The organism is Cupriavidus sp. PB-02, assembly GCF_058252315.1.
Genome location: NZ_CM177695.1, coordinates 1,651,932 through 1,673,332, shown reverse-complemented (window position 1 = coordinate 1,673,332; position 21,401 = coordinate 1,651,932). Strand labels below are relative to the sequence as shown.

At 64.7% G+C, this 21,401-nt stretch carries 17 protein-coding genes and 1 pseudogene; 8 read left to right on the top strand and 10 right to left on the bottom strand.

The window, feature by feature from the left end; all coding sequences use genetic code 11:
* Nucleotides 1-77: 77 nt before the first annotated feature.
* Both AC10V3_RS28415 and AC10V3_RS28410 read left to right on the top strand, forming a co-directional pair.
* A pseudogene (locus AC10V3_RS28415) lies at nucleotides 78-835 on the top strand (ChbG/HpnK family deacetylase).
* Between the two features lie 347 nt (nucleotides 836-1,182).
* The gene (locus tag AC10V3_RS28410) at nucleotides 1,183-1,680 is read left to right on the top strand and encodes a VOC family protein (protein ID WP_022538697.1); all 498 of its coding nucleotides are present in this window, start codon (nucleotides 1,183-1,185) and stop codon (nucleotides 1,678-1,680) included.
* A 159-nt stretch (nucleotides 1,681-1,839) separates the two neighbouring features.
* Here the strand turns inward: AC10V3_RS28410 and AC10V3_RS28405 are convergent, their stop codons facing one another.
* Nucleotides 1,840-3,192 (bottom strand): dicarboxylate/amino acid:cation symporter, encoded by a 1,353-nt coding sequence (locus tag AC10V3_RS28405; RefSeq protein ID WP_022538696.1) that lies wholly within the window; start codon nucleotides 3,190-3,192, stop codon nucleotides 1,840-1,842.
* Nucleotides 3,193-3,774: 582 nt separating this feature from the next.
* Here AC10V3_RS28405 and AC10V3_RS28400 point away from each other — a divergent pair.
* Entirely contained in the window at nucleotides 3,775-4,182 is a 408-nt protein-coding gene (locus AC10V3_RS28400; protein ID WP_022538694.1) for a PPC domain-containing DNA-binding protein, read from the top strand.
* A gap of 45 nt (nucleotides 4,183-4,227) precedes the next feature.
* Here the strand turns inward: AC10V3_RS28400 and AC10V3_RS28395 are convergent, their stop codons facing one another.
* Complete coding sequence (locus tag AC10V3_RS28395) at nucleotides 4,228-4,464, bottom strand: LysR substrate-binding domain-containing protein (protein WP_022538693.1); 237 nt, start codon at nucleotides 4,462-4,464, stop codon at nucleotides 4,228-4,230.
* Nucleotides 4,465-5,146: 682 nt separating this feature from the next.
* On the opposite strand from AC10V3_RS28395, the gene ilvD reads away from it, so the two are divergent.
* Entirely contained in the window at nucleotides 5,147-7,006 is a 1,860-nt protein-coding gene (gene ilvD / locus AC10V3_RS28390; protein WP_490923810.1) for a dihydroxy-acid dehydratase, read from the top strand.
* 408 nt (nucleotides 7,007-7,414) lie between these two features.
* Here the strand turns inward: ilvD and AC10V3_RS28385 are convergent, their stop codons facing one another.
* Together AC10V3_RS28385 and AC10V3_RS28380 are read right to left on the bottom strand one after the other, a co-directional pair.
* Nucleotides 7,415-8,032, bottom strand: a complete 618-nt coding sequence (locus tag AC10V3_RS28385; RefSeq protein ID WP_454753553.1) for a LysE family translocator — start codon at nucleotides 8,030-8,032, stop codon at nucleotides 7,415-7,417.
* Between the two features lie 79 nt (nucleotides 8,033-8,111).
* A complete protein-coding gene (locus AC10V3_RS28380) occupies nucleotides 8,112-8,735 on the bottom strand; it encodes an FMN-binding negative transcriptional regulator (protein ID WP_454753141.1) in 624 nt (207 codons plus the stop codon).
* 85 nt (nucleotides 8,736-8,820) lie between these two features.
* On the opposite strand from AC10V3_RS28380, the gene pdxR reads away from it, so the two are divergent.
* On the top strand, nucleotides 8,821-10,356 hold the full coding sequence (gene pdxR, locus AC10V3_RS28375; protein WP_454753140.1) for a MocR-like pyridoxine biosynthesis transcription factor PdxR: 1,536 nt from the start codon (nucleotides 8,821-8,823) through the stop codon (nucleotides 10,354-10,356).
* A 30-nt stretch (nucleotides 10,357-10,386) separates the two neighbouring features.
* Here pdxR and AC10V3_RS28370 read toward each other — a convergent pair whose 3' ends face one another.
* Entirely contained in the window at nucleotides 10,387-11,721 is a 1,335-nt protein-coding gene (locus AC10V3_RS28370) for an aminotransferase-like domain-containing protein (protein WP_490923809.1), read from the bottom strand.
* An 86-nt stretch (nucleotides 11,722-11,807) separates the two neighbouring features.
* Between AC10V3_RS28370 and AC10V3_RS28365 the strand changes: the two genes are divergently transcribed.
* Nucleotides 11,808-12,425, top strand: coding sequence for a DJ-1/PfpI family protein (locus AC10V3_RS28365; protein ID WP_454753138.1), 618 nt, complete (start codon nucleotides 11,808-11,810; stop codon nucleotides 12,423-12,425).
* Between the two features lie 187 nt (nucleotides 12,426-12,612).
* Here the strand turns inward: AC10V3_RS28365 and AC10V3_RS28360 are convergent, their stop codons facing one another.
* Genes AC10V3_RS28360 through AC10V3_RS28345 form a run of 4 tightly spaced genes read right to left on the bottom strand, consistent with a single transcriptional unit; the run spans nucleotide 12,613 to nucleotide 16,590 of the window.
* Nucleotides 12,613-13,671 carry a VWA domain-containing protein gene (locus AC10V3_RS28360; RefSeq protein ID WP_454753137.1) on the bottom strand — a complete coding sequence of 353 codons (1,059 nt, stop codon included), beginning with the start codon at nucleotides 13,669-13,671 and terminating at the stop codon, nucleotides 12,613-12,615.
* Complete coding sequence (locus AC10V3_RS28355) at nucleotides 13,668-14,663, bottom strand: DUF58 domain-containing protein (protein ID WP_454753136.1); 996 nt, start codon at nucleotides 14,661-14,663, stop codon at nucleotides 13,668-13,670. The genes AC10V3_RS28360 and AC10V3_RS28355 overlap by 4 nt, the downstream gene beginning before the upstream one ends.
* A complete protein-coding gene (locus tag AC10V3_RS28350; RefSeq protein ID WP_454753135.1) occupies nucleotides 14,641-15,654 on the bottom strand; it encodes an AAA family ATPase in 1,014 nt (337 codons plus the stop codon). Before AC10V3_RS28350 ends, AC10V3_RS28355 begins: the two co-directional genes overlap by 23 nt.
* Before the next feature lie 12 nt (nucleotides 15,655-15,666).
* On the bottom strand, nucleotides 15,667-16,590 hold the full coding sequence (locus AC10V3_RS28345; protein WP_490923807.1) for a S1C family serine protease: 924 nt from the start codon (nucleotides 16,588-16,590) through the stop codon (nucleotides 15,667-15,669).
* Between the two features lie 74 nt (nucleotides 16,591-16,664).
* Between AC10V3_RS28345 and AC10V3_RS28340 the strand changes: the two genes are divergently transcribed.
* Nucleotides 16,665-17,729 carry a VWA domain-containing protein gene (locus AC10V3_RS28340; RefSeq protein WP_454753134.1) on the top strand — a complete coding sequence of 355 codons (1,065 nt, stop codon included), beginning with the start codon at nucleotides 16,665-16,667 and terminating at the stop codon, nucleotides 17,727-17,729.
* 136 nt (nucleotides 17,730-17,865) lie between these two features.
* On the opposite strand, the gene AC10V3_RS28335 is transcribed toward AC10V3_RS28340, so the two are convergent.
* Nucleotides 17,866-19,572 (bottom strand): sigma-54 interaction domain-containing protein, encoded by a 1,707-nt coding sequence (locus AC10V3_RS28335; RefSeq protein ID WP_490923805.1) that lies wholly within the window; start codon nucleotides 19,570-19,572, stop codon nucleotides 17,866-17,868.
* A gap of 212 nt (nucleotides 19,573-19,784) precedes the next feature.
* On the opposite strand from AC10V3_RS28335, the gene AC10V3_RS28330 reads away from it, so the two are divergent.
* Nucleotides 19,785-21,332 carry an acyl-CoA carboxylase subunit beta gene (locus AC10V3_RS28330; protein ID WP_454753132.1) on the top strand — a complete coding sequence of 516 codons (1,548 nt, stop codon included), beginning with the start codon at nucleotides 19,785-19,787 and terminating at the stop codon, nucleotides 21,330-21,332.
* Nucleotides 21,333-21,401 lie beyond the last annotated feature (69 nt).

The following is a 21,401-nucleotide window of genomic DNA, read 5'->3' as shown; positions in this document are numbered from 1 at the left end:
GCCCGCCGCAGCGCCAATAATTACGCTGTGATGCACGCCATGTGCCATTTATCCAAACGAACCCGGAGCGCCAGACCATGCGAAGCCTGATCGTGAATGCCGACGACTTTGGCTACAATGACGATACATTCGACGCCACGGTTTCCTGCTTTGAGGGCGGCCTGTTGACCAGTGCCACCATCCTCGCCGGCATGCCTGCATCAGCCCTCGCGTACGACTACGCCAAGCAGAACAGGAGCGGTTCTCCTTCGGCCTGCACCTCAATCTCGCGGAAGGCCGACCCCTCTCTGGCCACCGCCGTTCGCTGTGCCATTCGGATGGGACGTTCCGAAACGAACGTGCACAGCGCTTTCGCGGCATGTTTGGTCTGCTTTGGGAGCGCGATATCCGGACCGAGTTTCGCCACCAGTTGACTGAGTTGTTGGACCATGGCGTCAAGGTAAGCCATGTCGACGGGCATTTTCACCTGCACAAGCTCCCGTTCGTGATTCGCGCTATCAAGAAGGAGATGCAACACTTCGGTATCCACTGGGTTCGCCGGCCCCAGAACCTGTATCCCGACAAGCAGCGGCGCGGCGCGATGAACAAGCTCCTGCTCCAGCAGTTCCGGGGCTTGCGCTACCCGGACTATTACATTGGCGCGGATACGCGCGGCACCGACTGGCATCAGAGGATCCCCGACGTGCTACCGGCCGGTGTCACGGAGATTTCCATTCATCCGGGATATCGCGTACCCTGGCGCAAGAAAGAGGCAGAGCCCTTCCTCCAGCCTGACGACTTGAGGAAATGCCTGGCCCGCCATGGCATTGCGTTAAGGCGCCACGGCGCCGTTTAGGGGCACCGCCAAAGCAGTTGCCGCTGATCCATGGCAACAAGGGACTGAAGCTGGGCGGCGCCGGCGGTAAGGATCGCTTTGATCTCGCGATACAGTCCGGCCTGCTGCAAAGCCTCCGAACGACCCTAAGCGGTCATTTCGGCCATCGGATTCGATGGCCGAATTACAGCCCTTCGCGACAAGGGTCCACCCTTCAAGCTGCCTGCGCCCGCCGCGAGAGTGTGAGACATTGGAGTCTCGACAACGGCATCGGTCTCATTCGACAGGCCAAGGTCACCCGATGTGGACGATTGGAGTTGTTTTGACGGTGGCGGATGCCCGGTGCTCAACTTTCCAGGAGACACAGAATGAGTAGCAAGAACACGATCTGTTTGTGGTACGACGGCGACGCCCTTGACGCCGCAAACTTCTACGCCGAAACATTTCCCGACAGCGCTGTCCGCGCCGTCCACCGCGCACCGGGCGACTATCCCGACGGCAAGCAGGGCGATGTCCTGACGGTCGAGTTCACCGTCGCCGGCATTCCCTGCCTCGGGCTGAACGGCGGCCCGCATTTCAAGCACAACGAGGCCTTCTCTTTTCAGATCGCGACGGACGACCAGGCCGAAACCGACCGATTGTGGAATGCGATTGTCGGCAATGGCGGCCAGGAAAGCGAATGCGGCTGGTGCAAGGACCGGTGGGGCTTGTCATGGCAGATCACCCCGCGCGCCCTCACCGCGGCGATAACCGACCCAGATCGCGCAGCGGCCAAGCGCGCATTCGAGGCGATGATGACGATGAAAAAAATCGACATCGCCGCGATAGAGGCGGCACGGCTGGGCCGGAACTCATCCTCAAATTGATCGTTGAAATAACGCTGGCTCACCGGTCGAAATTGACGGTGAGCCTTTACCTGCCCATCGCGCGATGAGCTAGCTTCGAGGCACTAAGACATTCAAAAGGGCGCGACCAGGTAGTGGCCACAGCCCGCTTTGTGGTGATGTGTGTTTGCGCGCTGCCGCTCACCGGCTTACCGTGGTGTCGGCGACCGGCATATGGGTCGCGACTTGGTCGAGCACCACTTCCGGCTCGTCGGCCTCAATGTCCGACTCGGCATCAAGCCTGCGCCGCATCCGCTCGATATCGAGGTCGCCGGTCCATTTCGCCACCACCACCGTGGCCACGCCGTTGCCGATCAGGTTGGTCAGGGCGCGCGCCTCCGACATGAAGCGGTCAATGCCGAGGATCAGGGCCAGCCCCGCCACCGGAACATGCCCCACCGCCGAAAGCGTGGCCGCCAGCACGATGAAGCCACTCCCCGTGACGCCGGCGGCGCCCTTGGAGGTCAGCAGCAGCACGCCGAGCAGGGTGATCTGCTGCGTCAGGCTCATGTCGGTGTTGGTTGCCTGGGCGATGAACACCGCCGCCATGGTCAGGTAGATAGAGGTTCCATCCAGGTTGAAGGAGTAGCCAGTCGGGATCACCAGTCCGACGACGGACTTGCGGGCGCCCAGGTTCTCCAGCTTGGCCATCATCCGCGGCAACACGGATTCCGACGACGACGTGCCCAGCACGATCAGCAGTTCCTCCTTGATGTACTTGATGAACTTCCAGATCGAGAAGCCATGCAGCCGCGCGATGGTGCCCAGCACGACGAAGATGAAAAGCAAGCAGGTGGCGTAGAAGGTCGCCATCAGCTGGCCAAGCTGCAGCAGCGAGCTCACGCCGTACTTGCCGATGGTGAAGGCCATGGCGCCGAAGGCGCCAATCGGCGCGACCTTCATTATGTAGCCGACGATGGTGAACAGCACGTGCGAAAACTTCTCGATAAAGTCGAACACCAGCGTGCCGCGGCCGCCGAACCTGTGCAGCGCGAAACCGAACATCACCGCGAACAGCAGCACCTGGAGGATCTCACCCTTGGCAAAGGCATCCACCACCGTGTTCGGGATCACGTGCAGGAGGAAATCGACCGTGCCTTGCATCTTGCCGGGCTCGGTGTAGGCGGCGATGCCCTTCGTGTCGAGGGTGGCTACGTCGACGTTCATGCCGGCGCCGGGCTTGACGATGTTGATGATCAACAGGCCGACCAACAGCGCAATGCTGCTCACGATCTCAAAGTACAGCAGCGCCAGCCCGCCGGTCTTGCCGACCTTCTTCATGTCCTCCATGCCGGCGATGCCCACCACGACCGTGCAGAAGATGATCGGCGCGATGATCATCTTGATCAGCTTGATGAAGCCATCACCCAACGGCTTCATCGCCTCGCCCGTCTGCGGATAGAAATGGCCGAGGATGACGCCGATGACAATGGCGGTGATGACCTGGAAGTAGAGGGATCTGTAGAACGGCTTCGGGTGATCGTCTTTATCCATCATCGTCTCCATGGCTGGTTCACCGACGGCATCCGGATGCCCGGCCGGGTCAATCGAGGGTACATGCCTGAGCGCGCTGCGCGTTGGCATCAACCGTCGCCACCGCCAAGGTTGGCGATGCGGCGAACGGTCGAGGATGATGTCAGTATATGCACGGGGCGCACGGCGCCAAGAAGGATGCCGCCCGCCGTGATGCCGCGGAAGGGGAACTAGCCGTGCTTTTCGACCGTGATCGTATGCTCTGCTGATTCACTAACACTGAACGCGAGCACGGATTCATAGAACTCTCGCGTTTGCTTGAGGTCGCTGCAACGGAGCAGAAGGGGCAGAGGCATTTGCACTCCATAGTCAATGGCCAGGATCATGTTCCCGGCACGGCAACGCGTCGGCGTGTTCCGCCATGGGTCACATTCTGGCTGCCGGCGACAAAGGTCACTGGCCGGACCCGGCACGATGCCGAACCTCCCCAGTTGCCCGTTTGTCGCCCCTACGACGCCTGTTATGCGCGAGTGCTGGCGCTCGATTGCGATCGATCTCAATTCGCCTTAACCTGTCACGGAGCCCCCTACCTGGAACCGCGCGATGCAAGCACATCCTCTGCGCCTCGCTCCCGGCGCCGATCTGCGTGTCGCACTCGAAGACGTGCTGCGTCAGCTCAGGTTGCGTGCGGCCTTCGTAATCCAGGGCATCGGGAGCCTCAGCGTTGCCCAATTGCGATTTGCCGGGGACGAGGATCCTACCGAGCTGCGTGACAGTCTGGAAATACTGACGCTCGCCGGGTCCATATCAGCTGATGGAGCGCACCTGCACATGTCGGTTGCCGACCCGCGCGGTCGCGTGTTTGGTGGTCATGTGGCACGCGGTTGCACGGTCCGTACAACCGCGGAGATATTGCTGGCGCTTCTTCCCGAACATCGTTTCTCCCGGGAGTACGACCTGAGTTCAGGGTTCATGGAACTGGTGATACGAAATGAACCGCCCCAGGAGTAGGCTCGAAGCATACACCCGGGGCGGCGTGGATGAATGTGGCATTTCTCACCCGGTCTGGAACATCTGGCCGAAATCGCAGTTCTCCTGAGCTAGCGCGGCGATGGCCGATACAAGCATGCTCTTCCTGTCGCTCTTGCAGATGGCGGCATACGGCGCCGGCGGCAACGCGGGGCTCACCGTAAGAACCTCCAGCGCACCAGAATCGACCATCGGTGCAAGGCACTTCCTGGGCAGGTAGCTGATGCCCATGCCCGAGACCGTGAGGCCGATGATGGCAACCAACGCTGTTGGTGAACAGCGCTTACGTCGACGTGCGGCTCAATGATCACTCGCGAATAACCGACCTGGATCGCGCTCATCAGGCATCTGCTAGGTCCCAGTTTCGGCCGTTCAACTGCCAGCAAGCCGGTGACCCGCGTATGCGGCGTATGTCCGTGATCCCGACGGGAACAAGATCTGTACCTACTGCTTTGCCCCTGCGTAACTTGCCTGCCGCCTCCGGGGCTACCCGTCCGGACGCGGAGGCGGCACCCCCGTGGAGGTATATCCACCACTGATGCCTCCCGGCTCATTCTTATTTGTCTCCCGAAGCCCTGCGGGGAAGAGTGTTGCTGGCAGGCCAGTTATCGGCCGATAGGTTTGATGCAGTGTGCGCTGTCCCGAAGGCAGGTACGTAGCTGGCGCATTGGCATGACGCGGTGATGTCCATCTGACCGGAACGCAAACCGAGGAACATGCCATCCTACCGGCGCTTCTCACCACCAATCCTCACCACCTTTGGGCGCGCGGCCTGTTTTTCCTCATGGCTCAGGCGGGCAGGTGCGTCGCGGTTTGACAGACCGAGGGGTGTGGGATAATGCCGCCTTTGCCCAGAGCGCAGCTCAAGAGGTTGTTCGCAAGGGCGCGCGAGGGGCCTATATTCCCGTGGCCCGCTTCCTTTCTGCGATATTTCTTTAGCAACACGATGCCCGCATACCGTTCCAAGACCTCCACCGCCGGCCGCAACATGGCAGGGGCGCGCTCCCTGTGGCGCGCCACTGGCATGAAAGACGAAGATTTTTCCAAGCCAATCATTGCGGTGGTCAATTCGTTCACCCAGTTCGTGCCTGGACACGTGCACCTGAAGGACCTGGGCCAACTCGTCGCGCGCGAGATCGAGGCCGCGGGCGGCGTGGCCAAGGAGTTCAACACCATCGCGGTCGATGACGGCATCGCCATGGGCCACGATGGCATGCTGTATTCACTGCCCAGCCGCGACATCATCGCGGACTCGGTGGAGTACATGGTCAACGCGCACTGCGCCGACGCCATGGTGTGCATCTCCAACTGCGACAAAATCACGCCGGGCATGCTCATGGCTGCCATGCGGCTCAACATCCCGGTGATCTTCGTCTCCGGCGGCCCCATGGAAGCCGGGAAGACGCGCCTGGCCAACCCCATCACCAAGGCCATGGAGTTCAAAAAGCTCGACCTGGTGGACGCCATGGTGATCGCCGCCGACAGTGCCTATTCCGACGCCGACGTCGCCGAGGTGGAGCGCTCCGCCTGCCCCACCTGCGGCTCGTGCTCGGGCATGTTCACGGCTAACTCCATGAACTGCCTCACCGAGGCGCTGGGCCTGTCGCTGCCGGGCAACGGCACGGTGGTGGCCACGCACGCAGACCGCGAGCAGCTCTTCAAGCGCGCCGGCAGCCGCATCGTGGAGCTGGCACGCCAGTACTACGAGCAGGAGAACGGGTCCATCCTGCCGCGCGCGGTGGGCTTCAAGGCGTTCGAGAACGCCATGACGCTGGACATCGCCATGGGCGGCTCGACCAACACCATCCTGCACCTGCTGGCGATCGCGCGCGAGGCGGGCATCGACTTCACCATGACCGACATCGACCGCCTCTCGCGCGTCGTGCCGCAGCTGTGCAAGGTGGCGCCCAACACCAACAAGTACCACATCGAGGACGTGCACCGCGCGGGCGGCATCATGGCGATCCTGGGCGAGCTGGAGCGCGCGGGCAAGCTGCACACCGACGTGCCTACGGTGCACGCCGCCACGCTCAAGGATGCCCTGGAGCAGTGGGACATCACCCGCACGCAGGACGAAGCCGTCAAGAACTTCTACCTGGCCGGCCCGGCGGGTATTCCCACGCAGGTGGCATTCAGCCAGAACACCCGCTGGCCCAGCCTGGACCTGGACCGCGCCGAGGGTTGCATCCGCTCCTACGAGCACGCCTTCTCCAAGGAAGGCGGTCTGGCGGTGCTTACGGGCAACATCGCGCTCGACGGCTGCGTGGTGAAGACCGCCGGGGTGGACGAGAGTATCCTCGTGTTCGAGGGCACGGCCCACGTCACCGAATCGCAGGACGAGGCGGTGGAGAACATCCTCAACGACAAGGTCAAGGCCGGCGACGTGGTGATCGTGCGCTACGAAGGCCCCAAGGGCGGCCCCGGCATGCAGGAGATGCTCTACCCCACGAGCTACATCAAGTCCAAGGGCCTGGGCAAGGCCTGCGCGCTGCTGACGGATGGCCGCTTCTCGGGCGGCACCTCGGGCCTGTCCATCGGCCACTGCTCGCCCGAGGCGGCGGCCGGCGGCGCCATCGGCCTCGTGCGCGATGGCGACAAGATCCGCATCGACATTCCCAACCGCACGATCGACGTGCTGCTGTCCGACGAGGAACTGGCGCGCCGCCGCGAGGAGCAGAACGCCAAGGGGTGGAAGCCCGCCAAGCCGCGTCCACGCAAGGTGTCCGCCGCCCTCAAGGCCTACGCCAAGCTGGTCATGTCGGCCGACAAGGGCGCGGTGCGTGACGTGTCGCTGCTGGACGATTGACGCTGCGGCGAGCTTCGCGTTCGTTTGCCCAAGGGTCACCTGCCGATGGCGGGGCCCAAGGGCGCACCGGCATCTCGACGCCGTAGGCCGCGTTGCTCGTGAACTGTACCCGGAAATGTCCTTGTGAAAGAAGGGCTGGCGCCGCGGGGCGCCTACATCCTCAGCATCACTGCCTTGACCTGGGTGTAGGCGTCGATCGACTCTTGCCCGAATTCGCGCCCCCAGCCTGATTGCGCGCATGCCGTTGGTCACACCGTCGAACACGGTCGGCTCGACGAAGTAGCCGCCGCTGTTGGCGGGGGAGATTTCGTCCGGCTTCCTTCGGTCAGCACCAGCGCGCTAGGCGGCGACGCTTTTTGCCCGCGTCTTGAGGTAATCGAGAGCTACTTTTAGCCGAACTGCCCATATTTATGCGTCGCGCCGAGCCAGCGCCAGGAAGGCGCCCAGGCCCAGCATCGTGACACCCGACACACGGGTCATCAATCGGGCGCGTGCCGCGCGGGCGGCGCCAGACTTGAGCAAACGATGAGCGGCAAACACTGCAACAACGTCCACCAGCGTGTTGAGCGCAACGCAAGTGCTGCCCAGCAGCGCTAGCTGCGGCATCAGGGGTTCGCCCGGCGAGACAAACTGCGGCAGGAACGCCAGAAAGAATAGTGCGGTCTTGACATTCAGGACCTCGATCACGACGCCCTCGACCAGGGCGCGGCGCCCACCTTGAGACGGCACGGCATCGACCGTGATCGGCTGTTCCTTGCGCATCAACATGCGAATACCCAGGTACACCAGATAGGCCGCACCAAGGTACTTGAGCAGGTTGAACGCCATGGCGGACTGGGCAATGACCAGCGACAGGCCCAAGGTCCCCGCGAACACATGAAGCAACCCTCCAAGGCCGGTGCCAAAGCATGAAGCCAAGCCCACTGATCGGCCGCCAGTCACCGTTCGGGCAACGACATAGGCGATGCCCGGACCAGGGGTGATGGCAAGGACGACGGCAGCGATCAGGAAGGGGATGAATGACATGGTGTTGGGGGGCTTCAATGGTGAAGTCTTGCTTTGCCCGGACCGGGCCAGTCATGCACGGATTTCAATGGCCGCTTACTCATCCAGCCTTGCGCATGGACTGCGCCAGTTCGCCGTACCCCCGCACCTCCAGGGTGTTGGCGGCACTGAGGCGATCACGCGGCTCCCTGTTCTGGCTGAGCTTGATCTTGCCCACCAGCGAATTGATGGCGATCTCGATGCCAACGATGTTGCGCAGCATGCTGTCGATGAACTCGGGCGCGGAGTCCCCCATCTTCCAGGGCTTTGGTTCAGCCGCCTCATGTCGCCGTGTCAGGCGCGCGACGAGACGGCGAACGAAGCGCTCGTCGTCATGCACGGCGAGCGTGCCATGCGCGTGTACCACCTCGTAGTTCCAGGTCGGCACCTGGCGGTGCGCCTCATGCTTGCTCGGGTACCAGTTGGGCGAGATGTAGGCCTCTGCGCCGCGAAACACGACCATGACCGGCGTGCCCGTGGGGCAGCGCTGCCAGAGCGTGTTGGCACGGGCCACGTGGGCTGTGAGTACGCCGTGCGTTCCCTCGCCGGCATCGAACTCGAACGGGATGTGGTCGGCATCCAGCCCGTCGCTTCCTTGTGTGACCAGCATCCCCAGCGGGTGCTCGCGGATGATGCGGGCGAGTTCCTCTGGTCGGTTTTCAGCAAAGTGGGCAGGGATGTACATGGTGGGCGAACCAGGGGGCGATGGAAACATCGATACTTTCGCCAACAACTGGCACAATCGGAAGGTCCAGTTTTCAGGATTTTTTATGGGCCAGTCTCGCCAGCCGACCGGTAACCGTCCTGGAGCCACGGGGGCGGGACGCCGCATCTACGGCCTGCTGCGCGCTCAAATCGCAGACGGCACGCTCTCCCCGGGAGCACGGGCGCCGTCCACGCGAGCCCTGGCGGCCGAGCTGGGGGTGTCGCGCACCACCGTCACCGCCACCTACGAACAACTCGCGGCCGAGGGCTTTCTCGTCACGTCCATGGGGCGGGCGGCCCGGATCGCCAGCCCGCTCGTGGCGCCGGCACCCACCGGGGTGGCCGCGGGCCGGCGTGCCAAATCTGCCCCAACCCTGTCCGAGTTCGCGCGCCGCGTGGCGGGATCCGGCATGCCGGGACTGCCTCAGGCCGAACCGGTTCGCTTCGACTTCCTGTATGGCGCGGTGGCTTCCCGGGACTTTCCAATCCTGGCCTGGCGGCGTGCGTACCAGGCCGAACTGCTGCGTCAGCAAAACAGCCTGTACTACGCCCCGCCCGAAGGTGACGCGTCGCTGAGACGCGCCCTCCAGGGATATTTGCGGCGTGCCCGGGGACTTGCCTGCGAGGCCGAGCAGATCGTGGTGGTGCATGGCTCGCAGCAGGCCATCGACCTGTGCGCCCGGCTGCTGCTCGATGCCGGTGATGCTTTCGTCTTCGAAGACCCGGGTTACCTGATGGCGAGGCGCTGCTTCGAGGCCACCGGCGCCAGGTGCCTGGCCACGCCAGTGGACGGGCATGGCCTGGATACCGCCAGCCTTCCCCGGGGCGACCGTGTCCGCCTGGCGTACGTAACGCCTTCGCACCAGTTCCCACTGGGGGGCGTGCTGCCGATCGGCCGGCGCCTGGACCTGCTGCAATGGGCGCAGCGCCATGACGCCTGGATCATCGAGGACGACTACGACGGCGAGTTCCGCTACGGCCAGCGCCCGATCGACACGCTGCAGTCGATCGATACCGACGGCCGCGTGATCTATATCGGCACCTTCTCCAAGGCGCTGTCTCCGCAACTGCGGCTCGGCTACCTGGTGCTGCCGCCTGAGCTGGTGTCGGTGTTCCGGCAGGCCAAGCGGCTGGCCGACCGCCATGCGCCCGTGCTGGAGCAGCGTGTGCTGGCGTCACTGATCGAAAGTGGCGCCTACGAGCGCCATGTGCGGCGCATGCGTCGGGAGAACGAGCGCCGCCGTGCGGCCTTGCTGGATGGCATTACGCGCCACCTGCCTCGGGACGCCGAGGTCAGCGGTACGGCGGCCGGGCTGCATGTGGTGCTGTGGTTGCCGTCCCTGCGGCCCCAGGACGAGCCGGCGCTGGTGGCCGCTGCCCGCAGCAAGGACGTGGGCGTCTACCCGGTATCACCGTTGTTTGCCAGGCCTCAGCCGCACAGCCAGTCTCGGCCTGCCGGGTTGGTTCTGGGCTATGCCAGCCTGACGACCGAGCAGATTCAGCAGGGAATGCGTACTTTGGGCGCAGTGATTGCGGCGATGGGCCGGGGTGAGCTGGCAGGCGAGGCGAGTTTCCGCAGTCGGCGCATTGGTCGCTTGTAGAAACAGGGAATCTTCGCCGCTTTCCGAGGCTTAGTACGAGTACGCACCGATTACTCGTTTCACCTTCTCCAGCGCCTCCCTTAGCGACTCCAGCTCCACGGATCCGAGGGCCAGACGGACAGCATGCGGGACATTTGCGGATGTCGCAAACGGTTCCGCGGTCGAGACGGAGACGCGTTCGCGCATAAGAGCCATAGCCACCTGGTCGGCGCGGACCTCGTTTGCCAGCGGCAACCACAGGAAATAAGATGCAGGATGGCGAATGCACCGAAGCCCGGCGAGGATGCCGGCAGCTACCGATTGCCGGATTGCCGCATCCCGTCGTTTTTCTGCCTCAAGCCGACTGACCGTTCCATCCTCCAGCCAACCACAAGCGATCGCTGTCATCACACCGGGTGTGTTCCATGTGGTCGCCCTGATTGCTCGCTCGATCTCGGGGACCCATTGCCTGGGGGTGGCAACGAAGCCGACGCGCAATCCGGTGGCGACGCTCTTGGAAAGCCCTGAGACGTAAATCGTAGTCTCCGGTGCCAATGCTGCGAGCGGCGCCGGCGGCGCCTCTGCAAGAAAGGCATACGCCGCATCTTCTATGATGATGAGCCCGTGCCGGCGTGCCATCGCAACCAGGTCATGGCGCTGGGTCTCACTCATTACCCATCCGAGCGGATTATGGATTGTGGGCATGGCGTATACCGCGCGTACCCGACGGCTCTTGCACAATCGATCGAGTGCATCCAGGTCTGGACCATTGTCTGTCACAGGAATCGATGCCAGATCCAGGCGGTGCACAGCCGCCAAAACCTTGAATCCGGGATAAGTCAGCGCATCGATCGCTACAACGTCGCCGGGTTGCAGCAGAGCCATTACCGATGCGGCCAAACCATGTTGCGCCCCGTTGACGATCAACACCTGGTCGGCAGCTACGGTCAGCCCGCGGGATTCAAGGTGGCGCGCCACCGTAGCACGTTCGTGCTGGCGCCCGCCGTGTGCCTGGTAGCGCAGGAGAGCCTCCAGGTCGCCGGACGCGGCAACCTGCCGTAGCGCGGCACGCAATAACTCCGCTTGGCCAGGCAGGGAAGGGTAATTGAAGTTCAGGTCCAGCATGCCAGCTGCTGTCGCATGCTGGTCAATGCCCAGGCCACGAGGCAAGATGGTTTCTCTGACGAATGTACCGCGCCCGACCTCTCCGCTGACCAGGCCCATGGCTTCCAGCTCCGCGTAGACGCGTGTCGCGGTAACCAGTGCCAGCCCTTCCTTGGTCGCCAACTGGCGGTGGGTCGGCAAGCGTGTTCCCGGCGGCAGCCGCCCCGAGCGGATATCGGCGGCAAATGCATCAACCAGCACCTTGTAGCGGGCAACTGCCATGCTGACTTGTATCCATGACAATTATTTGATTGTAGCGTGTGGTGGTCATACGATGCGTCATCGCAATCCCTTAGGACGACGACACCATGCATATCGCCATACTCACCTTCGAGGGCTTCAATGAACTCGATTCAATCATTGCGCTGGGCACCCTCAATCGCGTGAAGAAGCCGGATTGGCGCGTGTCGATCGCCAGCCCGACTGCCCGCATTACATCGATGAACGGGTTGGTCATCGAAGCACAGGCTTCCCTTGACGATGCAAGGGCTGCCGACGCGGTCATCGTGGGTAGCGGGGTGCAGACGAGGGAAGTTGTCGCGGACGCCAGGCTGATGTCGCAGCTCCAGTTCGATCCGGCCAGGCAACTGCTCGGCGCCCAGTGCTCGGGCACACTGGTGCTAGCCAGGCTTGGCCTGCTTGATGGCGTTTCTGCCTGCACGGATCTGATGACGAAACCCTGGGTTCAGGAAGCCGGTGTCAACGTGCTGAATCAACCGTTCTTCGCCAGAGGGAACATCGCCACGACCGGTGGTTGTCTTGCGTCGCATTACCTCGCCGCGTGGATCCTTGCGCGCCTGGAGGGTGTCGAGGCCGCTGAAAGCGCGCTTCACTATGTCGCTCCGGTTGGCGAAAAGGAGGAGTACGTTTCGCGCGCAATGCGACATATCACGCCGTTCCTGAGCGCTACGCCGGCTGCTGTCTGAGGACGCGGGCAAGGCCTGCGTACAGGCGCGTGCGAGACGACGTGACACGCACCATCGGATAACACCGGCGTTAACCGCGTGCTTGAAAATGGGGAGTACGCCGCGCAGAACCTTCAGCCAGTGTTCCACCGGTCGTGGCATCAGGAATTTCGGAAAGCCAGATCGCGCGCGACGACTGGCGATCGGGCTACATCACGCGCCCGAACCACCACAGTGACAGCAGCCCTGCACAGGACGCCAGCAGCGCGCCCAGCGCGGCGAAGAGCGCGGTGATTTCGACTTGTTCGCGCTTGTCGAACGCCAGTCTCGCGTGGAGCGCCCGGTACACCTTCTTCAGCTTGGCGGCATCCTCGAGACGAAAGTACTCGGCCCCGGTAGCGTCGGCGACTTGCTTCAATACCTTCTCGTCCAGCCTGACGCGGGCCGACCAGCCGTCGACCCTGAGCACGACGCCTTCGGTCGTGCCGACACCCACGGTATAGATGCGCACGCCGTGCGCGGCGGCAAGTTGGGCCGCCTGCATCGCGCCCGGGCCGGCGTTGCTTTCGCCGTCGGAGAACAGGACGATCGCACCGGCAGCATAGGAGCCGGGCGTAACGGTGTCGCCGCCGTCTGATGTCTCAGGCTTCTTCGGCGGCGTGGCGTCGTCGTTCATCAGGCGCTCGGCGTCGTCGCCCGCCTGCGGCAGCAGGGTCGTGAGCGCGATGAGCAGGCCGTTGCCGAGGGCGGTGCCGCCTTGCGGCTGCAGGCGGTCGATCGCCTTGGTCACGTCATCCTTTCTCCGGCTGGGAGCCTGCGCCACACCGGCTGTGCCGGCCATCGCGACCACGCCCACGCTGACGCCCGCGGGCTGTGCGTCCAGCAGGACTTTGGCTGCTAGTTGGGCGGCGCGGATGCGGCTGGGTTTAACATCCTGCGCTCGCATGCTGCCGGACAGGTCGATGACCAGGATCACGGTTTCGATGCGAGAGGGCAGCGTCATCACGGCCTGGGGACGGGCGATGGCGAAGATTAACGCGGCCAGGGCCAGCAGGGTCAGCGCGGGTGACACGTGGCGGCGCCAGCTCGCGCCGCCCTTGATGGCGAGGCCGACGGTTTTCAGGGCGGGATAGTGCGCCGTCGGGCGCCGCCGGCGCGCATCCAGCCAGACATAACCAGCGGCCAGCATGAGGACGAACGCCAGCAACCACAGCATGCCGGGCCACAGGAAGCTGAAGACGGGCAATCGACTCATCGCATCGATCATGCGACCCCCTTGGCGGCGCCTTGCTGACGACGGCGCCGGCAGGCGAATTGCAGCAGGGCCAGGTCCAGGCGGGCGTAGGTCGACAGCGTCAGGCACTCCACGCCGGCCAGCGTGAAGCCCTGGCGCAGTTCGGCCTCGCGCGCCTCGGCGGCGGCGGCGAAGCGTTTCCTGAAGGCCGGGTCATGCGTGTCGACGAACATCTGCTCTCCGGTTTCGGCATCCTGCATCACGACCAGGCCCAGGTCGGGCAGGGCCATTTCCAGGGGATCGACCAGCCGCACGGCGACGACTTCATGACGCCGGGCCAACATGCCGAGCGACGCTTGCCAGCCCGGGGCGCTAATGAAGTCGGAGATGACGAACAGCACCGATCGGCGTTTGGCGACAGCCCGTGCGCACTCCAGCAGGTCGCGCAAGCGGGTGTCGCCCGGGGACGCGGCTGGCGTGGCGTGCATGCGGTCGAGCAGGTGCAGCAAGTGGCGACGCCCTGCGCGCGCCGGTACCACGGACGCGGCCATGTCTGTGGCCCCGCCATAGAGCACTGCGCCGACCCGGTTGCCATAGCGCGTCAACAGGAGCGCCATGACGGTGGTGAAGTCGCTCAGCAGGTCGCGCTTGCGCACGCTGCCGGAGCCGAAATCGACCGATCCGCTCAGGTCCAGCAGGAACCAGGCGCAGACCTCTCGGTCTTCCTGATACTCACGCACGTGCGGCGTCTGCAGCCGCGCTGTCACGTTCCAGTCGATGTGCCGCACGTCGTCGCCGGGACGGTATTCGCGCAGGTCGGCAAGGTCCAGCCCAAAGCCGCGAAACAGCGTGCGATAGTCGCCCTGCAGCAGGCCGTCGAGGCGGCGGACCACCGTCCATTCCAGGCGGCGCAACAAGGCCTCGGTCTGGTTTGGGCCGACGCGGGCAAGCGCCCCGTCGGCAGGTGCGCCGTCGGGTGCGGCGTCCGGGCCGCGCCGGCGCCTAGCCCGCAGCCGCCCGAACATGGGATTCCAGCGGCCGCTCGGGGACCGGCAGGGCCTGCGAGATGCGGGTGACGAGCTGGTCGGCGGTCACGCCATCGGACATGGCCTCGTAAGAGAGCACCAGGCGGTGGCGCAGTACGTCTGGTACGAGGTCGATCACATCTTCGGGCAGGGCATAGTCCCGGCCGCGCAGGAACGCCAGGGCGCGCGCGCCTTCGATCAGGCCGATGGTGGCGCGGGGGCTGGCACCGAAGGAAATGTAGCGATCCAGGTCGGCCAGGCCGTAGGTCCCTGGTTTGCGGGTGGCCGCCACCACGCGCACCGCGTACTGGATCAGGCCCGGATCCACGTAAACCTTGCGGCATACTTCCTGCAGGCCGGCCAGGTGCTCGGGCGTGGCGATCGGGCTCACGCTGATCTGGGGGCCGGTGACGCGGTTGACGATGACGACCTCCTCCTCCTCGCTGGGATATCCCACCAGGACCTTCATCATGAAGCGGTCGACCTGCGCCTCGGGCAAGGGGTAGGTGCCTTCGGTTTCTATCGGATTCTGCGTCGCCATGACGAGGAAGGGCGTGGGCACCAAATGGGTTTCGCCGGCGATGGTGACCTGCTTTTCCTGCATGACTTCGAGCAATGCGCTCTGCACCTTGGCCGGCGCACGGTTGATTTCGTCGGCCAGCAGCAGATTGGCGAAGACCGGCCCCCGCACGGTGGAGAATTCGCCCGTGCCCTGGTTATACATGCGGGTGCCGATCAGGTCGGCTGGCAGAAGGTCCGGCGTGAACTGGATGCGCTTGAAGGAGCCGCTCATGGTCCTGGCCAGCGTGTTGACCGTCAGCGTCTTGGCCAGGCCCGGCACGCCTTCCACCAGCAAGTGGCCGCCGGCAAGGATGGCCACCAGCACCCGTTCGAGAAAGTGGTCCTGACCGACCACCACACGCTTTACCTCATACAGCAGGCGTTCCATCAAGTTGGCGCTGTCCACAGCGCCCCTGGTCTGGTCGTTCATAGGCCTCCGCGTTTAGAAAGGAGAAGATCCGATGGCAACGCCGGCGCTTTCGATCGTGATGGCAAAGCCAATGCCGAGGAAGGTGCCGCTCTTGTTGGGGTTGAGGATGGCGGTGACGATCCCGATCACCTCGCCATCCATATTCACCAGCGGTCCGCCGGAGTTGCCTGGATTGGCGGCGGCGTCGAACTGGATGAGCTTGTCCAGGTTCTGCTTGTTGTCTGGTGAAACGAACTTGCGGTCGAGTCCGGACACCACGCCGGCAGACACCGACGGGCCGATGCCGAACGGAAAGCCGACCGCGACGACTTCGGTGCCGGGCGCGAGACCCCGGCTGGAGCCGAGCGTCGCCGCCGGCAGGTCGTCGGGGATGGACTTGGCCTGGATGATGGCGAGGTCTTTCTCCGGGTTCGTCTGCAGCACAGAGGCCTCGGACGTGTGACCGTCATGGAACCTGATCTCCAGGCGTCGGGCGCCGGCGACGACGTGGTAGCAGGTGAGGACGATGCCGCTTTCGGTCACGACCACGCCCGAACCGATGTGGCGATCTTCGGGCTGGCCCTCGGCCTCGTCCTTGCCACCGGGTCGGTCGCCCATGGCGAACTCGTCGCGCGGGGTGGGTGGGGCTGGCGGGGAGGATTCGGGACGTTTGGCAGGGGGAGCACGCCTGGCCTGGGGAGAGGACGCCGCCTCCGCTTTCTTTTCCGCTGGCGTAAAACTGCGAATTTCCACCACCGATTCGCGAACCGCCTCGGCCGCCCTGGCCGTGCGCGACGGCAGGCTCTTGGTTTCCAGCGTGTGCAGCACGGCCGCGTCGATGTCAGCTTGCGTGAGAGCGCGCTGCTTCGGCTGCAGCAGCCAGGCGGAGCCCACGCCGGCAGCGAGAACCAGAGCGACGGCTGCCGAGACCCATCCGTAGATCGCCACCCGTTTCATCGCAGCCCCCGAGGTCCCGTCCCGCCTTGGAAAATACAGTACCATCCTCTTACCCACGCGCCAAGGAGCAGGGCATGCAGTTTCTCTGGCCGCAAATGCTCTGGCTGCTGCTTGCGCTCCCACTGCTGGCAGCCGCTTACCTGTATCTGATCGCGCGGCGCAAGAAAGCCGCCGTGCTCTATGCAAGCCTTGCATTGCCCCGCGCGGCCCTGTCTCCCGGCCAAAGGCTGCGGCGCCACATTCCTCCCTTGCTCTTCCTGCTCGCGCTGGCCACGGCCCTGCTGGCATGCGCCCGCCCCAGCGCAACCGTCACCCTGCCGGCCGACACGGTCACCCTGGTGCTGGCCATGGACACCTCCCGCAGCATGGAGGCGGCCGACGTTGCTCCCACGCGAATCAGCGCCGCCCAGCAGGCCGCCCGGGACCTCATCGTGGGCCTGCCGGCCAGCGTGCGCCTGGGCATCGTTTCCTTCGCCGCCACGGCGACCGTGGTGCTGCCCCCCACCAACAACCGGCAGGACATGCTCGACGCGATCGATCGCTTTCAGCTCCAGCGCGGCACGGCGACCGGCAGCGGACTGATCCAGGCGCTGGCAGTGTTGTTTCCCGACGATGGTATCGATCTGGAGGCGATCCTGTTCGGCAGCGTTTCGCCCCGTTCCGGGCGTCGGGCCGAATCGCTGGACGAGGCCGCCGCGGCCGACGCCGCCCGCATGCGAGAGCAGGAGCGGCCGCCGGCGCAGCCCGGCACGTATCGGCACGGTGCGGTGATCCTGCTCAGCGATGGTCGCCGTACCGCCGGCCCGGACCCGGTGGACGTCGCGCGCATGGCCGCCGAGCGTGGCGTGCGTGTCTATACGGTGGGCTTCGGTTCGCCGCAGGGTGGGGCCGCAGGCGAGTCGAGCCTGTCTTACTTCATGCAGCTCGATGAAACCGCCTTGCGCGCGGTAGCGACGATGACGGGTGGCCAGTACTTCCAGGCAGGCTCGGCTGCCGACCTCACCCAGGTGTATCGCCAGCTCAGCGCCCGCTTCGCGCTCGAGCGCAAGGAAACCGAGCTGGGTGCCTTGCTTGCGGCAGCCTCGGTCCTGCTGCTGGTGGCGGCGTGCGGGCTCTCTATGTTGTGGTTCCGGCGGTGACCATGGTGCTCAAGCGCAGGTGACGTCACCCAGCTTGCCACGGCCGACCCGATGAAACGCCTTGCCCCTCGGCAAAGGATAGCGGAATGAACGTCTGCCCTCCGGGCATAGACTCGGCAGTGCGCGACCAGGCTGGTTACCGAGCCGCCCCCCGTTCCAGGATCTTGTACAAGTGCGACCGCGATATCCGCAATTGCTCCGCGGCCCGCTTCTTGTTGCCACCATGGCGCGCGATGGCGTCGACCACCGCTGCATAGGCGAGCTCGCTCATGCCGGCACCAGCCTCGCTCGATACCCCCGGCTTGGATGAGGGGGATGGCAGGTCCCCCTCGTCGATCTCCTCATGCGGATACGCTTGTGCCGGTGGATTCACACTGAGTTGGCTTTCCATGCTCACTGGCCCGCGTGCCGCTTCCCCACGTGCAAAATCCGCCACGCGCAGCGTGCGGCCATCGCAGAACACCAGCGCCTCCTCGATGCGCTGGCGCAACTGGCGCACATTGCCGGGCCAGGGCTGGCCGGCCAGGTGTCGGGCTACGTCGTGATCGACCTTAGGCACGGGCACGGCATTGCGCGCGCAGAAGGCGCCGACGAAGTGCTGCAGCAGCGCCGGGATATCTTCGCGCCGCTGACGCAAGGCCGGAATGCGCAGCACCACGCCGCTAAGGCGGTAATACAGGTCGAGGCGGAAGCGCCCGGCGTCGACCAGGGTGGGAATGTCGCGATTGGTGGCAGAGATCAGGCGGAAGTCCACACGCTGCGCGCGGCGGCTGCCAAGGCGTTCGACCATGTGGTCCTCCAGCACCCGCAACAGCTTGACCTGCATTTCCATGGGGATGTCCGCGACCTCGTCCAGGAATACGGTGCCGCCGGCCGCCAGTTCCAGCTTGCCGGCCTGCCCCTGGCGCCGGCTTCCGGTAAAGGCGCCGGGCGCATGGCCGAACAGTTCGGATTCGATCAGCGTGGCAGGCAGGGCAGCCAGGTTAAGGCTGACCAGCGGCCTGTCGCTGACCGGCTCCTGGCCCGCGCTGTGGATGGCGCGGGCCACCAGTTCCTTTCCGGTGCCGCTTTCGCCCAGGATCAGCACGGGCACGTCCAGGCGTGCCACGGTCTGGATCTCGCGGCGCAGCCGCTGCATCGGTGCGCTTTCGCCGATGAGCGCGAGCAGGGGCTGGCTTTCTCGCAAGCCGTCCAGTTCGCGTTGGTAACGCGCCACCTGCGAGCGCAGTTCCGACAACTCCTTGTGCATGCGCACAAGCGCTTCCGGTCCCTTGAACATGATCTGGCCGATGGCCCCGACCACATTGTCGTTCTGTCGGACGGGGATGCGGTTGACCACGCGGGTGACGCCGTTCATCTCCTGCAACTGCCCGATCTCCGCCTTACCGCTCGCGACAACCTGTGGTAGCCGTGAATTCGGGATGACGCTGGCGGCTGGGCGGCCGATGCCCGCGCCGGCTTCCAGGCCCAGGAACTTCTCGTGCACCGGGCTGATAAAACGCACCAGGCCATCCTGGTCGACCACCGTGATCGCCTGGTACGGGTCGGTCAGGAAGTGGTCGAGGATTGCGCCTGCAAAGGGCACCGTGCCAATGAAGTCGAACAACACCGTTTGCGTCTCGGCAGGGTGCAGGAGGATCAGCTGATGGCTGCCGTCTTCCAGGCACAGGCCGATGTAGCGGTGATCGCCGGCCTCGACAGGAAAAAGCCTGCGCCCGTTGGCTAGGTCCGTTGCGCGCTTGCAGGCGGATTCCGCCGCGTCCGCAATGGCGGGGTCCGCACAGATCCCTACCGTGGCGACCCTGCCGCCGGACGAACGCACTACGGCACCCAGCGCAGCCATTTTGGCTGCCGTTCGCGGTGTTGTTCCTGAGGACACTGCTTGTCTCCGTGGGTGTCCTCAATGCGGACGCCTCATGTCTTTAATGCGGACATGGTACGCGGGCGTTGGAAATTTCTCAATAAATTCAAGGGCATTGCGAGTGTCGTCAGGGTGGCACGAGTCGTGCGGTATGGAAGCCAGCATGTATCCGTCGACATCGAAGAGACAACACCATGACCTGGCAACCCGAAATCGACGAACTGGCCTACCGCCGGCGGCTCGCCGCCCGTATGGGAGGCGAAGACAAAGTGGGGCGCCATAAGGCGGCCGGAAAGCTCACGGTGCGAGAGCGCATCGATAAGATTTCCGACCCCGGATCGTTCCGGGAGGTGGGCGGGCTGACCGGCAGTGGCCGCTATGACAGCAACGGGCGGCTGGTGGACCTGGTCCCTTCGAACCTGGTGATGGGCCGGGCCCAGGTCGGCGGGCGGCCGGTTGTGCTGGTGGGCGACGACTTCACCGTGCGCGGCGGTGCCAATGATGGCGCAGTGGGCGACAAGCTGATCCACGCCGAGAAGATGGCGCACGATCTGCGCCTGCCGATGATCCGGCTGGTCGACGGCACCGGCGGTGGCGGCTCGGTGCGCAATATCGAGATCAAGGGCCACACCCTGATCCCCACCATGAAGGTCTGGCAGCACGTGGTGGAGAACATGTCCGTGGTGCCAGTGGTGTCCCTGGCGCTCGGATCCGTGGCGGGCATGGGGGCGGCGCGTGTGGCAGCCAGCCATTATTCGGTGATGGTCAGGGAGACTTCGCAACTGTTCAATGAAGGTCCGTCTGTGGTTGCGCGCGTTGGCCAGAACCTGACCAAGAACGAACTGGGAGGCAGCCAGATCCATACCCGCAACGGCGTGGTGGACGACGAGGTGGCCACCGAGCAGGAGGCCTTCGAGCGCGCACGTCGATTCCTGTCCTACCTGCCGGGGTCCGTCCATGAACTGCCGCCGCGGATCGAGCCGGCCGACGATCCGGCCCGTCGCGACGAATGGCTGCTGTCGGCCATTCCGCGCGGCAGCCGTGCTACCTACAAGATCCGCCCGATCGTGCAGGCACTGGTGGATGCCGATTCCTTCTTCGAGATCGGCATGAACTGGGGCTGCGCCATTGTCACCGGCATGGCCAGGCTGGATGGCTGGCCGGTGGCTGTCATCGCCAGTGATCCGTCCTTCCATGGTGGCGGCTGGGACAGCGAGAGTGCGGAGAAATTCACGCGTTTCGTCGACATGGCCCAGGCTTTCCACCTGCCCGTGGTCAACCTTGTCGATATCGCCGGGTTCCAGATCGGCCTGGAAGCCGAGCGGGCAGGCACCATGCGCTACGGCGTGCGCGCGCTGGCCGCGGTCTACCAGAGCACGGTGCCGTGGTGTTCGGTGATCCTGCGCCGCGCCTATGGCGTCGCGGCAGCCGGCCACCAGCATATGGGGCGGTTCAATTTCCGCTATGCCTGGCCATCGGCCAACTGGGGCTCGCTGCCGATCGAAGGCGGACTGGAAGTTGCCTACAAGGCCGAGATTGAAGGCGCCGACGATCCGGTGCAGAAGCACGCCGAGATAGAGCAGCGCGTGCGCAGCCTGACGTCGCCGTTTCGCAGCGCCGAGGCGTTCGTCATTGAAGACATCATCGATCCGCGCGACACGCGCACGCTGCTGTGCGAGTTCGCCAATCTGGCGGCACCGCTGCGTGAAACCGGCATCAGCCGATTCGGCATCCGGCCTTGAGCGCTGCACAGCCCGCACGCCGCCCCACTGCTCAGTACTTGCCGCCAGGCCGCAATCGCGGCCTGGCAC

What these genes read in the sequence shown, in the direction of transcription:
- AC10V3_RS28330 (WP_454753132.1), top strand. Translation starts at nt 19,785, where the DNA reads ATGACCTGGCAACCCGAAATCGACGAACTGGCCTACCGCCGGCGGCTC.
- AC10V3_RS28335 (WP_490923805.1), bottom strand. Translation starts at nt 19,572, where the DNA reads ATGGCTGCGCTGGGTGCCGTAGTGCGTTCGTCCGGCGGCAGGGTCGCC.
- AC10V3_RS28340 (WP_454753134.1), top strand. Translation starts at nt 16,665, where the DNA reads ATGCAGTTTCTCTGGCCGCAAATGCTCTGGCTGCTGCTTGCGCTCCCA.
- pdxR (WP_454753140.1), top strand. Translation starts at nt 8,821, where the DNA reads ATGGGCCAGTCTCGCCAGCCGACCGGTAACCGTCCTGGAGCCACGGGG.
- AC10V3_RS28355 (WP_454753136.1), bottom strand. Translation starts at nt 14,663, where the DNA reads ATGTTCGGGCGGCTGCGGGCTAGGCGCCGGCGCGGCCCGGACGCCGCA.
- AC10V3_RS28365 (WP_454753138.1), top strand. Translation starts at nt 11,808, where the DNA reads ATGCATATCGCCATACTCACCTTCGAGGGCTTCAATGAACTCGATTCA.
- AC10V3_RS28360 (WP_454753137.1), bottom strand. Translation starts at nt 13,671, where the DNA reads ATGATCGATGCGATGAGTCGATTGCCCGTCTTCAGCTTCCTGTGGCCC.
- ilvD (WP_490923810.1), top strand. Translation starts at nt 5,147, where the DNA reads ATGCCCGCATACCGTTCCAAGACCTCCACCGCCGGCCGCAACATGGCA.
- AC10V3_RS28405 (WP_022538696.1), bottom strand. Translation starts at nt 3,192, where the DNA reads ATGGATAAAGACGATCACCCGAAGCCGTTCTACAGATCCCTCTACTTC.
- AC10V3_RS28350 (WP_454753135.1), bottom strand. Translation starts at nt 15,654, where the DNA reads ATGAACGACCAGACCAGGGGCGCTGTGGACAGCGCCAACTTGATGGAA.
- AC10V3_RS28380 (WP_454753141.1), bottom strand. Translation starts at nt 8,735, where the DNA reads ATGTACATCCCTGCCCACTTTGCTGAAAACCGACCAGAGGAACTCGCC.
- AC10V3_RS28410 (WP_022538697.1), top strand. Translation starts at nt 1,183, where the DNA reads ATGAGTAGCAAGAACACGATCTGTTTGTGGTACGACGGCGACGCCCTT.
- AC10V3_RS28370 (WP_490923809.1), bottom strand. Translation starts at nt 11,721, where the DNA reads ATGGCAGTTGCCCGCTACAAGGTGCTGGTTGATGCATTTGCCGCCGAT.
- AC10V3_RS28345 (WP_490923807.1), bottom strand. Translation starts at nt 16,590, where the DNA reads ATGAAACGGGTGGCGATCTACGGATGGGTCTCGGCAGCCGTCGCTCTG.
- AC10V3_RS28400 (WP_022538694.1), top strand. Translation starts at nt 3,775, where the DNA reads ATGCAAGCACATCCTCTGCGCCTCGCTCCCGGCGCCGATCTGCGTGTC.
- AC10V3_RS28385 (WP_454753553.1), bottom strand. Translation starts at nt 8,032, where the DNA reads ATGTCATTCATCCCCTTCCTGATCGCTGCCGTCGTCCTTGCCATCACC.